General features: G+C 71.4%; 12 protein-coding genes and 1 pseudogene. 3 read left to right on the top strand and 10 right to left on the bottom strand.

Features of this window, described 5'->3' with window-relative positions:
• Nucleotides 1-125 precede the first annotated feature (125 nt).
• Both ACFYX0_RS16215 and ACFYX0_RS16210 read right to left on the bottom strand, forming a co-directional pair.
• Nucleotides 126-1,526 carry a histidine-type phosphatase gene (locus ACFYX0_RS16215; protein WP_388970735.1) on the bottom strand — a complete coding sequence of 467 codons (1,401 nt, stop codon included), beginning with the start codon at nucleotides 1,524-1,526 and terminating at the stop codon, nucleotides 126-128.
• Nucleotides 1,527-1,857: 331 nt separating this feature from the next.
• Nucleotides 1,858-2,535 (bottom strand): annotated as a pseudogene (locus ACFYX0_RS16210) (inositol monophosphatase family protein); the annotation flags it as partial.
• Between the two features lie 173 nt (nucleotides 2,536-2,708).
• Here ACFYX0_RS16210 and ACFYX0_RS16205 point away from each other — a divergent pair.
• Both ACFYX0_RS16205 and ACFYX0_RS16200 read left to right on the top strand, forming a co-directional pair.
• Entirely contained in the window at nucleotides 2,709-3,608 is a 900-nt protein-coding gene (locus tag ACFYX0_RS16205) for an aminoglycoside phosphotransferase family protein (protein ID WP_388970733.1), read from the top strand.
• Nucleotides 3,609-3,745: 137 nt separating this feature from the next.
• Nucleotides 3,746-5,197: an NAD(P)/FAD-dependent oxidoreductase gene (locus ACFYX0_RS16200; RefSeq protein WP_388970731.1), complete on the top strand. Its 1,452-nt coding sequence runs from the start codon at nucleotides 3,746-3,748 to the stop codon at nucleotides 5,195-5,197.
• A gap of 162 nt (nucleotides 5,198-5,359) precedes the next feature.
• Here ACFYX0_RS16200 and ACFYX0_RS16195 read toward each other — a convergent pair whose 3' ends face one another.
• On the bottom strand, nucleotides 5,360-6,556 hold the full coding sequence (locus ACFYX0_RS16195; RefSeq protein WP_388970729.1) for a DUF6545 domain-containing protein: 1,197 nt from the start codon (nucleotides 6,554-6,556) through the stop codon (nucleotides 5,360-5,362).
• A 131-nt stretch (nucleotides 6,557-6,687) separates the two neighbouring features.
• Nucleotides 6,688-7,338, bottom strand: a complete 651-nt coding sequence (locus ACFYX0_RS16190; RefSeq protein WP_355917614.1) for a hypothetical protein — start codon at nucleotides 7,336-7,338, stop codon at nucleotides 6,688-6,690.
• 826 nt (nucleotides 7,339-8,164) lie between these two features.
• Here ACFYX0_RS16190 and ACFYX0_RS16185 point away from each other — a divergent pair.
• Nucleotides 8,165-8,563, top strand: a complete 399-nt coding sequence (locus ACFYX0_RS16185; RefSeq protein ID WP_355917617.1) for a hypothetical protein — start codon at nucleotides 8,165-8,167, stop codon at nucleotides 8,561-8,563.
• Between the two features lie 92 nt (nucleotides 8,564-8,655).
• On the opposite strand, the gene ACFYX0_RS16180 is transcribed toward ACFYX0_RS16185, so the two are convergent.
• The 6 genes from ACFYX0_RS16180 to ACFYX0_RS16155 all read right to left on the bottom strand — a co-directional run bounded on the left by ACFYX0_RS16180 (nucleotide 8,656) and on the right by ACFYX0_RS16155 (nucleotide 13,863).
• Nucleotides 8,656-9,486, bottom strand: coding sequence for a maleylpyruvate isomerase family mycothiol-dependent enzyme (locus ACFYX0_RS16180; RefSeq protein WP_388970727.1), 831 nt, complete (start codon nucleotides 9,484-9,486; stop codon nucleotides 8,656-8,658).
• Nucleotides 9,487-9,716: 230 nt separating this feature from the next.
• Complete coding sequence (locus ACFYX0_RS16175) at nucleotides 9,717-10,487, bottom strand: DUF4328 domain-containing protein (protein ID WP_388970725.1); 771 nt, start codon at nucleotides 10,485-10,487, stop codon at nucleotides 9,717-9,719.
• Nucleotides 10,488-10,682: 195 nt separating this feature from the next.
• A complete protein-coding gene (locus ACFYX0_RS16170) occupies nucleotides 10,683-11,615 on the bottom strand; it encodes an NADP-dependent oxidoreductase (protein WP_388970723.1) in 933 nt (310 codons plus the stop codon).
• Between the two features lie 131 nt (nucleotides 11,616-11,746).
• Nucleotides 11,747-12,298: a hypothetical protein gene (locus ACFYX0_RS16165; protein WP_388970721.1), complete on the bottom strand. Its 552-nt coding sequence runs from the start codon at nucleotides 12,296-12,298 to the stop codon at nucleotides 11,747-11,749.
• Nucleotides 12,295-13,407: a helix-turn-helix domain-containing protein gene (locus ACFYX0_RS16160; protein WP_388970719.1), complete on the bottom strand. Its 1,113-nt coding sequence runs from the start codon at nucleotides 13,405-13,407 to the stop codon at nucleotides 12,295-12,297. Before ACFYX0_RS16160 ends, ACFYX0_RS16165 begins: the two co-directional genes overlap by 4 nt.
• A gap of 177 nt (nucleotides 13,408-13,584) precedes the next feature.
• Nucleotides 13,585-13,863: a hypothetical protein gene (locus tag ACFYX0_RS16155; protein ID WP_355917637.1), complete on the bottom strand. Its 279-nt coding sequence runs from the start codon at nucleotides 13,861-13,863 to the stop codon at nucleotides 13,585-13,587.
• Nucleotides 13,864-14,035: the final 172 nt, after the last annotated feature.

Raw genomic sequence — 14,035 nt, 5'->3', positions numbered from 1 at the left:
GACCCATACGGCGGCCGACTCGCCGCGCCCAGGGAGTCGGCCGCCGTGCCATGGGGTCGGAGCCCGGCCCGACACGGGCACCGGCACCTCACACCCCATGCCCCACCCACTCAGCCTTCGTCGGCTCACCCGGTCGTTCGGCCGAAGCAGCGCTCCAGTTCGTCGAGGTCGTAGAAGTGGCTGCCCCTGGCTATCGGTCGGCAGCCCTGCCTGAACGGGATCTCCTTCTCGTTGTAGAGCATCCGCACGAGATAGCTGTCGCCCTTGCGGAAGACGTCCCATTGGATGTTCGCGGCCATGGGGGACACCGACGCGCCGCGCCAGGCGTTGTCGTCATAGGTGTACGGCCGCTCGGGCGCGGTCCCCTCGGTGCTGCCGGGCAGCCGCATCAGGGCGGCGAGCGGGATGATCTCCTCTGCGTGGGTGAACCGCAGTTCGGCGCCCAGCTTGCTGGTTCCGTCCCGCTTGGCCTCGACCTGCTTGAAGAAGTCGTCGAGGAGAACGTCCGCCATCTTGTAGGTGATGTCGCTGTCCGCGAAGCTCGGACCCTTCTCGTAGAAGTCCTCGACGTCGCTGAGGTATCCGAACCAGGCGGCGTCACGCGGCGCGATGTACCGGTCCATGCGCCAGCCCCGGCCGGTCGGGCTCTCGTCGCTCATGGCCGGTGCGACGCCGTACAGGTTGTAGACGGCCTGGGCGGCGGCGACGTCGTCCGCGAGGGAGGAGAACTCCCCGTCGGCCACACGCTGCACGAACGCCGGCTTGAAGATCCTCACCAGGACACGGCGGGCGGCACGGTGGGTGGCGGGCTGACCGCTGAGGTCCTTGAGGGTACGGGCCAGGCGCCGGTCGTTCGCGAGCCAGTCCCGGTAGGCGGCGCCGCCGGCGGACCTGTGGAAGTAGAGCAGGTCCTTGTCGACGCGGGCGGGCCCGATCAGCGGCTTGAGCTCCGGATCGGTCTGGGTGAGGGCGTCGGTGAAGACCGTCCCGCTGTCGACGGCTCGTCCCTGCCCGGAGCTGACCACGTCGACGGTCTCGCCGTCCTCGGCGATGGTCTCGAACAGTTCAGGCAGACGATGGGCCATCCGTACGGCCGCCCCCTGCAACTCGCGCTTGCCGCGTCCGCTGAGGTTGCCGTAGCCGGTCTTCTCCATGACGGCGAGCAGGGCACGTACGTCCGGGCCGAAGTTCTGGCCGAGGCGGGTGAGTTGTCCGTCCTGCCGGGCCTGGTCCCACAGCTTGAGGATCAGGTCGCCGTCCTCGCTGTCGGTGGCCGCGCGGGACCCATGACGGGAGACGTTCTCGGCGAAGACGGGGACGAAGCCCCGGGGAGCGCGCTGGTACGTCCACGGATCCTGCTGGGGCGCGTACGGCGCCTTGGTGCCATACCCGTCGCGGATGCGCTCGGCGACGCCGTCCGCGGAATGAGCGGGCGCGGATCGGGCGGGTGTGGCGACCGCGAACAGGGTGGACAGAGCGAGGGCGAGAGCCGGGGCGGCCCGCCTTGCGGAAATTGGCATGGGCATGGGTAGATGCTGTTCGTCGCGCGTGAACAGGTGATGACCGAAGGGTGGCCAGGGCCCCGGCGATGGGGGCGCCCGTCCGGCCGTTCCCCCGCTGTTCTTGGACTGCGGCAAGTCCGCTTGTTCCGCTGCCTGTTCGGGCCCCGGGCGACTGCTGCCGACCAGGGAACCCCAGGTCATGTCGCTCGGTGCAGGGGTCAGCCGTCGGACCCGGCGATGTCCAGGAGTGGTCGGTGGAGCCCGGGTACGGCGAACAACGCGGCCCCGTGTCGGCGCGGCGCCGACCCTCAAGGTCGCTGAAGACGCCACCGGCCTCCTCCACGACGGGGATCAGAGCGGCGATGTCCCAGGGCCCGGCCCCCAGAAGAAGGAAGGCGTCCACCTGACCGGTCGCGACGAGGAGGGCGCCGTGACAGGTGCCGGATCCGGTCGACGGCTTGCGGGGCGGTGGCGTGGCGGGGGCGGCCGAGGACCAGTCGAGGGCGGGGCGGGTCCGGGCGACATGTGCCGCCAGGCGTGCCGCGACGGACCGTTCCGATGCGCTCAGTCTTGCCGGGGGTGGCCAGATGCCGAGGGTGACGTCGTGCGGGGGCCGGCCGCCTTCGGCGATCGACAGGCGACGGGCCGACATCGGCGATCGGGAAGGGCACGGTCCGGCCCATGCGCCGGCGCCCGGTGCCGCCCACCAGCGGCGGCGCAGCGCCGGGGCGGAGACCATGCCCAGGACGATGCCGCCGTCCTCCCCGACGGCGATGAGGGTGCTCCACTCCGGCTCCCCCGCGAGGAAACTCGCGGTGCCGTCGATGCCGTCGACGATCCAGCGGCGACGGCCCGTGCCGCGGGCACCGGACTCCTCGCCGACGAAGGCGTCGCCCGGACGGTGCCGGCGGATCTCGGAGCGCAGGACGTGTTCGATCTCCTGGTCGACGTCGGTGACCGGGCTCCCGTCGTTCTTGGTGCGGACGGTGAGGTCAGGGGCCGCGAGACGGCGACGTGCGACGGCATCCGCCAGGTCGGCCAGGTGACGGGCCAGTGCCGTGTCTGCCGCCCTCCGTCATGAACGGAATCTGCCCGCTCGACTTCACGTAGGCACGCGGGAAGAGGGGATTGACCTCGCGTCACGTCCTCCCATGCGTCCGAAAGTTGTTTGACGGTCGCCGTCGCCCCGCGATCGGATGGCTCCCCATGAGCGCAGGACAGTTACACCCGGGCCAGTACCCCATCGACGACGACCTCGTACGGCGGCTGATCGCCGGGCAGTTACCGCAGTGGGCGGGACTGGCGGTGGCGCGGTTTCCCTCGGGCGGCACGGTCAACGCCATGTACCGGCTGGGCGACAGCATGGTCGTACGGCTGCCGCTGATCGCAGGCGGAGCGGGGGACGTGGCGTCGGAGCGGGCGTGGCTGCCCCGTCTCGCCCCCCTGCTGCCCACGTCCGTTCCCGAGGTGCTCGGAGCCGGGGAGCCCGCGGAGGGGTATCCGTGGCCGTGGTCGGTGTACGGGTGGCTGGCGGGGCGGAACCCCGACCCGGACTCGCTGGCGGAACCCGAGCTGCTCGCCAAGGACCTGGCCGGATTCGTGGTGGCGATGCGGAGCGTCGACCTGCCGGGAGCGCCTCGGGCCCACCGTGGCGGGCCGGTGGCCGCGCTCGACGTGGAGACCCGGGCGGCGATCGGGGAACTGCGCCGAATCCCGCAGGAGGACGTCGACAGCGATGCCGCGATCGCCGTGTGGGAGGACGCGCTGCGGGCGCCGGGCTGGGACGGGCCGCCGGTGTGGCTGCATGCCGATCTGATGCCGGGCAATCTGCTGGTGGACGGGCACAGGCTGGCCTCCGTGATCGACTTCGGATGTACGGGGGTGGGCGATCCGGCCTGCGATCTGTTCCCGGCGTGGAATCTGCTGCCGCCCGGGGCGAGGGAGGTCTTCCGTGAGGCGGTCGACGTGGACGACGCGACCTGGATCCGCGGCCGAGGGCGGACCCTCTCGCAGGCACTGATCGCACTGCCGTACTACCGCAAGACGAATCCGTCGATGGCGAAGAACGCCCGGCACGTGATCCGTGCGGTGCTGGGCGAGAGGTGAGAAGTCCTGGTTTCCGGTGCCGCGGCTCGTAGGTGAGTCATCGCCGTGTCGCCTGGCCGGTTCTGGCCCGATCTGCTGTGGTGATCGTCATGCCCAACGGTACGGTGAGGGCTTCCGGGGCTGCGATCGGGGGACGGATGGCGCGTAGGGCAATCGTCGTCGGTGCGAGCGTGGCCGGGCTGCTGGCCGCCGTGGCCGTGTCCGACGCGGTCGGCGAAGTGACCGTACTCGAGCGCGATGTGCTGCCGGAGGGGCCTGCTCCACGCAGGGGCTTACCCCAGGCCCGCCATGGCCACATCCTGTTGACCAGTGGGCTGAACGCGATCGAGGCCCTGCTGCCCGACCTGCGGCTGCGGCAGCGGGTGCTCGTCGCAGGAGGCCGCGAGATCTCGCTCACCTCCGGCGCGGTGATGCTGGGTCCGGAGGGATGGTTCCGGCGCTGGCGCCACGACAGCCACCCCCTGCTCACATGCAGCAGGGACCTCCTGGACGCCGTCCTGCGCGAGACGGTCCTGGACCGTCCCCGAATCCGACTGCGGCGCGCCGAAGCCGTCTCCCTGCTGGGATCCGCGGAGCGTGTCACGGGCGTACGCATCACCGACGCGGAGGGCGCCGAGGAGGACCTGCGCGCGGACCTGGTCGTCGACGCGAGCGGGCGTGGGTCACGTGCCCTGCAGTGGCTCGACGCCCTCGGCATCGCGGGGATCCGTGAGGAGGTCGTCGACTCGGGAGTCGTGTACGCGAGCCGCCTCTACCGGAGGCCTGAAGGGGCGGAGGAGTTCCCCCTGATCCTGGTGCAGCCCGACCCTCTCGACACAACGCCCGGCCGCGCGGCGGCTCTCATCCCCATCGAGGGCGGACGATGGCTGGCCAGTCTGAGCGGTACCCGAGGTGCCGAGCCCACCAGCGACCCCGCGGAGTTCGTCCGCTTCGCCCTCGGGCTACGGCATCCTCTGGTGGGCCGGCTTCTCTCCGGTGCCGAGCCCCTGTCCGATGTGGCGCTCAGCCGCAGCACCCGCAATGTCCGCCGCCACTTCGAGAGCGCCGTGGTCTGGCCCGAGGGCCTCGTGGTGCTGGGTGATGCCGCCGCCGCGTTCAACCCGGTCTACGGGCAGGGCATGTCGGTGGCCGCGCTGGGCGCCCAGGAGTTTCGCCGGGAACTCGCCGCGACCGATGTCGCCGCGCCGGGCCTGGCGCGCCGGATCCAGCGTGCCGCCGCCAAGGCGGTGGACGCGGCATGGTCGCTGAGCAGCTCCCAGGACCGGTGGTTCCCCGGAGTGCTCGGCGACAGTCCCACGTTCGCCGACCGTGTGCTCACCCGCTATGTGCGGCGTATGACGAAGGTGGCGACCAGCTCCTACCGGGTGTCCGTCGCCATGTGCAACGTCACCACGTTGCAGGAGGACGGCAGCCGTCTGCTGCGCCCCTCGCTGCTGCTCGCCACGCTGAACGGCCCTGTGCTGCCTCCGCTGGCCGGACCGCCCCTGACGGCGGCCGAGCGAGCGATCCTCCATGGCCTCGACCGAACGGGAGGAGCGGTGGGAGGGGCGGGGGCGGGCAAGAACGGCCGTATCCACTCGTCCGGTTGAGGTGTCGTCACGAACGTCGAGCGCGTGTGGTGGCAGGGTGCTGGGACGTCTACGACGCCGAGGTGTACGGCATCTGCCGGGTGCTCCGTGGCGGCGGTTGGTCCGACGAGCACTGGAGCCGCCGGGCCCCGGTGCGGCGCCGCAGCCACCACGCCGCTCTTGTCAGGGCCTTCGGTGGTTGCGGGTCCGTGTGCGGACGTCCTTGACGATACGGGAGCGCAGCGCCCGGGAGATGTGGACCAGGTCGCTGCTGGAGACCGCGCGCTCGTCCGCGTTCACCCGACGCCGCGGGGGCGTGCCATGGCTGCCGCGGGCGTAGTGGACCTCGACCGCCGCGACGATCAGCGCGGCCTCGGCGATGGCGGCGGCCTCCTCCCCGGTGGCGTTGCGGGCCAGGGCCAGCCGGTGTGCCTCGTCCCGGATCCCCGGGTCGGAGTGGTCACGGCAGGCCAAGATACGGTCCGAGATATAGGTCTGACGTCTCGTCAGCCGAAGATGCACGCTGAGCTTCCACCACGGCAGGGGCAGGGGTGTGGGCCCTAGAGCGCCTCGCACGGGGCGCACCGTGCGGGCCAGCGGTGCCAGCTGCCAGTAGCGGACCGTGGTGCTCCCGCCGATCAGAGGGAGAACGAAACCCGCCGCCCCCAGGACCGCGCTGGGCGCGATCGTCGTGCGCGCGATCACGATGAACGTGTCCCAGGTGTGGCCGGTCCAGCGGCCGATCACCGCCGCGGCCGTCATGAGGTCGTAGCCGACGAAGTGCATCAGATACGCGGTGGCCAGCACGCGCAGACCGGTGCGCAGCATTCCGTGCACCTCCCCTGACCAGCGTCGGCAGAGATGGCCGACGGTCAGGGAGGCCACGGCGTGCGCGGTGAGACAGAGAAGGACCATCTCCCTGATGAAGGGCGTGGTCGCGTAGTAGAGGTCGAACCGGGTCCGTTGCTCGACCGGCGCGTCGCCCAGGGAGAAGAGGACCCCGATGAGGAGGACCGCCACGCCGTACGCGGCGAGCGTGACACGGGAGAGGCGACGGGGCTGGGCCGTCTCGGTTTCGCCGCGCCAGTTCAGGACCAGCACGATCGAGGCCCCGGAGAAGGCGACCAGCAGCATGTAGACGATCGGGGCGGCGATATTGGGCACGCCGGTGCCGCGGTTGACGAGGGCGATCGTGGTCTGGGCGGTGGTGAACAGGACTCCCGCGCCGAGGAAGAGCAGGGCGCAGATGGAGGACAGCAGCCAGTCCCGGCCTCGGGCACGCACCAGTGCCGGCAGCTTCAGCAGACAGGCCAGGAGCATCAGTCCGCTGGAGACGTAGAAGGGTAAGTCGCCGTCCAGTGGTGGTGAGTCGCCGTTCATGGGATGGGCACGGCCTCCGGGAGCGTTGCTGGGCGCAGTCGCTGTGGCAGGCTATCGCGGACGCGTCGCAGGTGTGTTCCTGGTGCGGCGCATCCTGACGGCGGCCTGTGGGGGGCGTGTTCGAGCCAGGGTCAGCCGTGCTGACCGCGTTCCTCCCGGACCTGGCGCACCAGGGTGTTGATGAATCGCTCGACCAGTTCCCACTCGTCGTCCGGCAGGGCCGCGGCCGTGCGCAGCGCCGTGGCGCGGCTGCCGCCGCAGTCGCTGTCGACCGCCGCGCGCAGCCCTTCGAGTACGGGCTGGAGCGCCTCGTTGAGGGCCGACTCCGGCTCGGCGCTGAGCCATCCGTTCGGCTCCCCGAAGAAGAAGCGCTCGACGCCTGCCTGGGTGGAGGCCAGTGGGCCGCCGGAGCGGGACGTGCGCCGTCGTACGTCCCGGGCCGGCTGCACGGTCTCCCTGGGGCTTCTGCGGCCGTTGACGAGGTTGGACAGTGAGGCCCGGGTGGCCCCGAACGACGAGGCGATCTCGTCGTAGGAGTGGCGCGAGCCGTCGGGGCGCCGTCGCGTCTCCCGCAGATGAGCGATGCGGCGGATGATCCGGTCGGTGATGTTCTCCGCGGGCGCGTGTCTGCCGTGCAGCAGCATCTCCACGACGTCCTGCGGAACGCCGCAGTTGACGGACAACTGCTGCACGTCGAGGACGTCGTCACGGCTCTTCCCGTCGCTCAGTAGAGAGTCGATGTCCCTGAGGGTCTCGGCGAGCGATTGGCGCGGATCTCTCACCGACGCATCTCCTCACGTCCGGTGGCGGCGCGGACTGCGCATTGATGACGAGACGATAACCGCTCCCCGGCCAAGCAACCAGGTCAGCGATACTCCAATTGCCAAGGATGGATACAACAGTTGACATCACATACTCTTGGATTGCAGCATCACCAGGTGACTGGCTGTCAGTCAGCACCCGGCGGACTCAGTCGCGTTCGCTCCGTGATTGCGGAATGCGGTCGCGCCTGCGTTCGCGTCGGCGTGCACCGGTCCGGGCCTCCCCCACGCACGGTTGAAGGGTGCAGAGGTGTGCCTCGGAGGCCTTGCCTCGACGGGCACGGACACGACGTGCCGACGGTACGAGCCGGGTGGCGGGCGGTCGGCGGGCCGACGCGGACCACCTGGGCACTCGGACGTTGGGAGGCCAGAACCGTGGACGTCAGACGGTGCCGCCCGCTCTCCCCGCACCAGTCGTCCCGGCTGCGGCCTCCAGACGCCCGCGGTACAGATGACCCGTCGCTCCGCCTTCCCTGCCCGCGACACCGGCCGACAGCCCTGGGCTTCGCTCATCGCTTCCCGGCCGGTCACGGCGTGGCGAGACGGCGCAACCAGCCACGCTTCCGGGGCCTGAAGCTCCGAACACAGTGGGAGCCCGGTCGGCACCAGACGCCGTCGCGAGCCGGGCGCCCCCTGTGTACGGAGCTCTTACGCCCCCACCTCGCTCCTTGTCGGAGGACTACGTGACGGCCGTCCCTGCGTTTCTCCCTCCCCGGCGCGCCACCCACGCGGCCCATAGACCCGAGCCCCTGGCCGCAGTGGCACCGTCTCGCGTTTCGAGCCTGCCGTGACCGCCCCCCAGCCCGAACCCGCCTTTCCGTACCGCGCCCAGCCGGGTGGCGCGGCCGAGGCAGCGGACGATCGATGGGCCTACGCACGTGACCAGCGGTTCGCCCGGTTCTTCGGGGGACGGCTCGCCGATGCCGAACTGTGCGGCAGCGCGGCCGAACGCCGGACCGCGGCCGATATCACGGACCTGTTCCGGGAGTGGCTGGCCCTGCGTGAGGTGGCGGGCGGCGAAGGCGGCTGCGAGCAGGACGCCACCACGAACGCACTCGGGTGGTTGCTGCGCTGGGTCGCCTTCATGGAGTGGGCCGGTCATCCCCAATGGGAGCTGGGCTTCCATCCCGCGGCGTACCGAGCGCCCCTCGATCACTTCTTCGACGCGGCCGACATCGGTTGCTGAGACGGAGACGGACGCCCAGCCCCGGCGCGGAACCGCCACGCGGGTCGGGCCGCCGAGCGGACGACCTCCCCCGCGCAGGTCCACGACACGGTTCAGGGCGCCATGAACAGCGTCGGAAAGCGCGCCGCGAGCCAGGGCCTGCGCCCCCAGGCGAGCACCCGGCCGCTCGCCATGGCCCGCCACGGATTGCAGCGGCCCAGGGCGATGAGCAGGAACGTCACCGGCTCCGTGAGGATCGTGCAGTCCGGCGGGTCCGGTGCCGCGGACGTCACGTCCACGGCACCGTCGGTGAAGGTGACACCGAACTCCGCCCCGCCCCACACCCGGAGCCGGTAGCGGGCCGTGACCCCGGCACCGGCGACGGCGACGTGCGGCATGGCGGTCAGCAGGAACGGCAGGCACAGTCCGACCCGAGCGCGGTCGATCATGTGCGGTCGGCCGAGCGCGCGGGCGAGGTCGTAGCCGTGGCCCAGCATGTGGGTCAGCAGATACGAGGCGAGCACGGACCGGTCCATGGGGCCCAGCGGTGTGAGGAGCGTCCGGTCCGCGGTGCCGTCCGCCGTGGCCCGGGCGACGGCGTCGAGGAAGCCGTCCGCCTGTGCCTCGATCATCACCGCCAGCGGCTCTGCCCCGCGCTCCTCGAAAGCGGCCAGGGACCGCGCGTTGGCCGCGGCCAGGCTCTGCGGCGTGCCGTCCCCGTAAGGGCGTTCGCGGCCGGCCGCGAGGTCGGCCATCAGCTCGTTGGCCACCGCCAGATGGGCCGCCGCCTCGCCCACGGTCCACTCCGAGTCGGGCACGGGGACCGTCGTGTCGGCCGCCGCTCGCAACAGCCTCGCGATGTCCGCGGCCGTCTCACGGATCGCCTGTCCGAGCCCGTCGGGCAGGGTCTTCCCGTCGTCCACCGACCGTGTCTCCGCCGCCATCGCACCCACTCCCTCATCGGCGCGCCGCGCCGGTCGCGCTCATCCGCCGGGCCCCGCCACGTCCGTCACGTGCCGGCGGGACACCCAACCAGGAAGAAGCGGCCGGTGACAACGGTTCGGACGACATCGACCGCCCATGGACCTGGCGACTTGGTCACTTGGTCACTTGGCGACTTGGTCACTGGATGACTCGACGACCCGGTGGCTCGGCGACTTGACGACGCGGGGCGTCAGACCGCGACCGCCGGAGGCACCGCGCCCCGCAGCGCCTTCTCGTGCTGCATCCGCGTGAGCCGCAGTACGACGAGGATCGCGAGCAGCGCGGCGGCCATGTCGGTGACGTCCGCGAAGAGCACCTGCGGGACCGCGCTGTACAGCTCCTGAGCGGTGTCGGCTCGACGGTAGGCGGAGAAGCCGGACCGCTCGGCCAGGATCGAAATGATCCACAGCGCCCACCAGGCGTTGACGAGGCCGTGCGACCGGCGCGCACCCGGCGGGCCGCTCGCGTCCCAGATGTCCAGTGTGATCCGGCGCGGGAACCACAGGTTCACGACCGGCGTGAACCAGCCGCCGATCGCCCAGCCACGCTTCTTCTGGTGCCCGTACGGCTCGAACACCTCGGCGTTGACCCGTACTCGGTAGAACCAGCACAGGTACACGACCATGCAGGCCAGCATCGCGGCGGTCTGGGCGATGCCGGCTGCGGAGTAGAGCGCGTCCGCGCGGTCGGCCCGGCGGCTCACGGCGTCTCCGACGGCGCCGTCGACCAGATCGCCCGACACGTTGTACATGACGACGTCCGCCCCGATTGCGAACAGATCGGCGACGGCGACCAGTCCGAGCAGTACGGCCGTCGCTCGGCCCAGCCCGACGGGCGAGCGCAGGAAGGCCCCTGGCACGGCCGCGACCGGCGGGGCCGTCGGTGCCGGAGTGGCGGCGCACTGGGCGCACAGGGTGCCGCCCGCTGCAGCGGCGAGATGATGGCAGCGGTAACAGATCATGGTGGAGCATCCCCCGAGGTGTGGTCGAAACGCCGGACGCCGTTCCTCCCCGGAATCTCACGCGCGGCATGCGCAACATACGATCACGCAGGCCCCGTAGTCCACTTGGTTGACGCCCGGCGGCCGGCGGAGCGGCGCCCGATCGACAGGCGCCGGGTCTCCCCCACCGGCCCTCGGCAACGGGCCGGCCTGGCGTCAGTCGACGTGTCCGACCTCGAGCACGATCTTGCCGCGGGTCCGCCCGCTCTTGCTGCGGTCGAACGCCTCGGCGGCCTCGGCCAGCGGCAGGGCCTGCTCGACATGGACGTCGAGCTTGCCGGCGTCGGCGAGGCGGGCCAGTTCCGCGAGGTCCGCGGAGTCCGGACGGACCCACACATGGTGACCGCCGCGCTCGGTGACCTCGGGGTTGACGATCGATGCGATGCGAGAGCGGTCCTTCAGCAGTTCCTGGGACACGGCCACCGCGTCCCCGCCCACGTAGTCCACTGCCGCGTCGACTCCCTCCGGCGCGAGCCACCGCACCCGATCGGCCAGGCCGTCACCGTAGCTCACCGGTTCGGCGCCCAGGGAGCGAAGGAAGTCGTGGTTGCGTTCGCTCGCCGTACCGATCACCCGGGCCCCCTTCGCCACCGCGATCTGCACGGCGAAGGCCCCGACGCCGCCGGCCGCCGCATGGACCAGGACCGTGTCGCCCGAGGCCACCCCCACCCGGGCCAGCGACTGCCGGGCGGTGAGCCCTGCCAGCGGCACCCCGGCCGCCTGCTGCCAGGTCAGCGACGCGGGCTTGCGTGCGAGGGTGCGTACGGGCGCGGCGACGAGTTCCGCGTAAGTGCCGTGCTGCACCTCGTCCTTGCGGACATAGCCGAAGACCTCGTCGCCGACCGAGAACTCGGAGGCGTCCTGACCGACCGCCTCGACGACGCCCGCGACGTCCCAGCCGGGGACGAGAGGGAAGTGGATGTACATGATCGAGTCGAGGTATCCGGCGACGATCTTCCAGTCGACCGGGTTGACCCCGGCGGCCTTCACCCGCACGAGCACCGAGTCGGGACCGACCTTGGGGTCGTCGGCCTCCGTCAGTTCCAGGGTCTCCGGACCACCATAGCGATTGACGGTAATTGCGCGCATAACGGACATGGTAGTCCCCGGAACACCTCCGTCCCGAGGGTTCCGGCCGTGATCCACGGTTCCTGGATGTACGACGACACCCTCGACGCCGACCGACCCCGGCCGTCAGTTCAGGCTCCGGCGAGCCGAGTTCAGGCCCGGCATCCCGCCACAGGTCCTGAGGGTGGATCGGGGCGCAGCAGGCGGGCGGCCCTGCGGGAGGCGGGGGACGCGGAGCAGACCAGGTAACGGATCTTGCTCGGCTCCACGCCCATGGTCTCGGCCGCGGCCGTACTGCTGTACTCCAGCAGGCAGTGCAGCACGAGGGCGTCGTACTGCGACGCCGGACAGGTGTCGAGGGGGGCGGGCAGGGGTCGCCGGGCCCGGATCCGGGCGCTGAGCAGGGTCCAGGCCCGCGCGGAGGGATTGGGCTGACTGACGACATACGGCCAGCGGACCGCCAGTTCTCCCAGGACGCCGCGGACGAAGCTGTGCGCCTCGTCGTCCGGCAGATGGACGCGTGCGTAGTCGAGGTAGCGGACGCGGTGCAGCGCGCAGAACGCCTCGAACGCGGGGGGCAGCGCGGGAGTGAGCGAAGCCTGCCGGCAGGGCGGGACGACACGTGCGCGCGACGACGGATACGACAGTCGGGAACGGGCCGCGAGGGTGCGGACGGGTTGCCTGAGGGTGGTGTGTGGAGTCATCCGAGGACCTCGGCGAGTGAACGGAGGGCGAGCAGGTCGGCGGGCGGCGGTTCGGGGGGCCCGGCCGCCGCGGCGCGTGCGGCGTTCCACAACGGCCGTAGGGGCGGGGCCTCGGCGCCCAGGGCATGGGCCAGTTCCTCGACGTCCTCCCAGGCGGGCAGCGTGCTGCCGCTGAGCATGCCGGTTACGGCTCGAGGACTCAGGCCGCTGCGCGCGCCGAGGTCGGCCGTGGCGGGTCGCGCGGCGGACAGGTGCAGTCCGCGCAGCGCCTCGTGCAGGCTGCCGCGCTGGCTCGGCGTCTGTCCGCGGGCGGCCGCCCACAGGGGCTGGATCTCCGCCGGGTCTCCCCCACAGGCGAGCGTGAGCGCACGCGTGACCTTCCAGGAAGGGCACCGCTCGCCGCTGAGGACCCGGGAGACGTAGGAGGCGGATATGTGGGTGTCCTCGGCGAGCCGGCGGAAGGACTTGGCGCTGACGCGCTGAAGCTGGGACAGGGCGCGGGCGAGGACCGCGGCCGGCCCCGCGGGGTGCTGGTTCGGCTCCCTCGCCCGGAAGGGCGTGGCGCCGCCCGGCCGGGCCGGGGGCCGGCGCTGGCGCGGGATGCTGATGACGGGTGCCGAGGCAGCGGGCTCCGATTCCGCGGGGCGGCCCGGTACGTTGCGGGGGCGCTGCTGTCGGTTGACCATCCTCCGACGGACGGCCTCCGAGGAGAGTTTCCGGGTGAGTTGCTCGGGCGGCAGACTCAGGGAACGCGCGATCTCGGCGTTCTTCTCCCGCTGGTCGCGGGCCTGTTGCACCAAGGCGGCCTTGAGGTCCTCCAGATCGCGTTCCACGATGCGCAGCAGGCTCAGGGCCGCCAGCGGCTGGCGCGTACGGGTCAGTCGCCGCAGGTGCTCGGCGCCGCGCGCCATGTCGTCGGCGACCTCGTCGGCGAAGAGGTTGTGGGCGACCGCGTCCGGGGTCGGGTGCTTCTCGCGCGCCCGGCGGTACGCGCGACCGCAGACGTCGTTGCAGTAGTGGCGCGGCCTGCCGGAGCCGCCGCTGCGGTCAATCGGCCTTCCGCAGTCGGGGTTCAGGCAGTAGGCGGGGCCTGGGTCCTTGGGCGTCATGGGATCGGGTGTCCTTTGCGGGCAAGTGCTACCGGGGCCGGGGCACGGAAACTGAGAGATTCCGCAGAAGCCGTCAGCCGGACTCGGGGCGGCTCCATGGGTGGGTGACGGTGTGCCGCCGGTCGGGCGGCCGCCGTCCGGGCAGTTGGAACTGCTCGGGCGGCGGCCGACCGGCCGTCAGGCGATGCGAACCCGCCGGTAGCGCAGGTATGAGCGACGGGTTGCGGCCAGCAGCATGCAGACCGCCGCTGCGGCGAGCTGGTACAGCTCGGGCCGCAGGACCAGCACGATGCCCAGGACCGGGGCGGCGACGAACGCCCCTACCTGCATGTTGACTTCCCTGTCACGCAGGTCGCGGGTTTCAACCGCGCCCGCCTGCGGGATGTTACGGTCGAACCGCTCCGCCCGGCTCCGCTCGAGTGGCCGGCCGAAGTGGTTGTTTCGGTCAGGAGGCATGTCATCTCCTCGATCGTTGAACAGAGTTGAGTTGGGCCCCGGTCTGGTATCCCGCCGTGCCGGGGCCCGCTCGTGTGTGTGGGGACGCTACCCGCTCACTCAAACGAATGCCTACCGCTACGGTGCGTAAATGGCATGATTGCGGTTACCGGCGCGTTCGGCCTCTCAGATC

This window comes from Streptomyces sp. NPDC002573, assembly GCF_042889625.1.
Taxonomy (GTDB): domain Bacteria; phylum Actinomycetota; class Actinomycetes; order Streptomycetales; family Streptomycetaceae; genus Streptomyces; species Streptomyces gibsoniae.
Note: the sequence above shows the minus strand (reverse complement) of the source record. Positions and strands in the feature narration are given on the sequence as shown.

Bases quoted from the DNA above. Each gene is read 5' to 3' on its own strand.
- ACFYX0_RS16215 (WP_388970735.1), bottom strand. From the start codon at position 1,526: ATGCCCATGCCAATTTCCGCAAGGCGGGCCGCCCCGGCTCTCGCCCTC.
- ACFYX0_RS16205 (WP_388970733.1), top strand. From the start codon at position 2,709: ATGAGCGCAGGACAGTTACACCCGGGCCAGTACCCCATCGACGACGAC.
- ACFYX0_RS16200 (WP_388970731.1), top strand. From the start codon at position 3,746: ATGGCGCGTAGGGCAATCGTCGTCGGTGCGAGCGTGGCCGGGCTGCTG.
- ACFYX0_RS16195 (WP_388970729.1), bottom strand. From the start codon at position 6,556: ATGAACGGCGACTCACCACCACTGGACGGCGACTTACCCTTCTACGTC.
- ACFYX0_RS16180 (WP_388970727.1), bottom strand. From the start codon at position 9,486: ATGGCGGCGGAGACACGGTCGGTGGACGACGGGAAGACCCTGCCCGAC.
- ACFYX0_RS16175 (WP_388970725.1), bottom strand. From the start codon at position 10,487: ATGATCTGTTACCGCTGCCATCATCTCGCCGCTGCAGCGGGCGGCACC.
- ACFYX0_RS16170 (WP_388970723.1), bottom strand. From the start codon at position 11,615: ATGCGCGCAATTACCGTCAATCGCTATGGTGGTCCGGAGACCCTGGAA.
- ACFYX0_RS16165 (WP_388970721.1), bottom strand. From the start codon at position 12,298: ATGACTCCACACACCACCCTCAGGCAACCCGTCCGCACCCTCGCGGCC.
- ACFYX0_RS16160 (WP_388970719.1), bottom strand. From the start codon at position 13,407: ATGACGCCCAAGGACCCAGGCCCCGCCTACTGCCTGAACCCCGACTGC.
- ACFYX0_RS16155 (WP_355917637.1), bottom strand. From the start codon at position 13,863: ATGCCTCCTGACCGAAACAACCACTTCGGCCGGCCACTCGAGCGGAGC.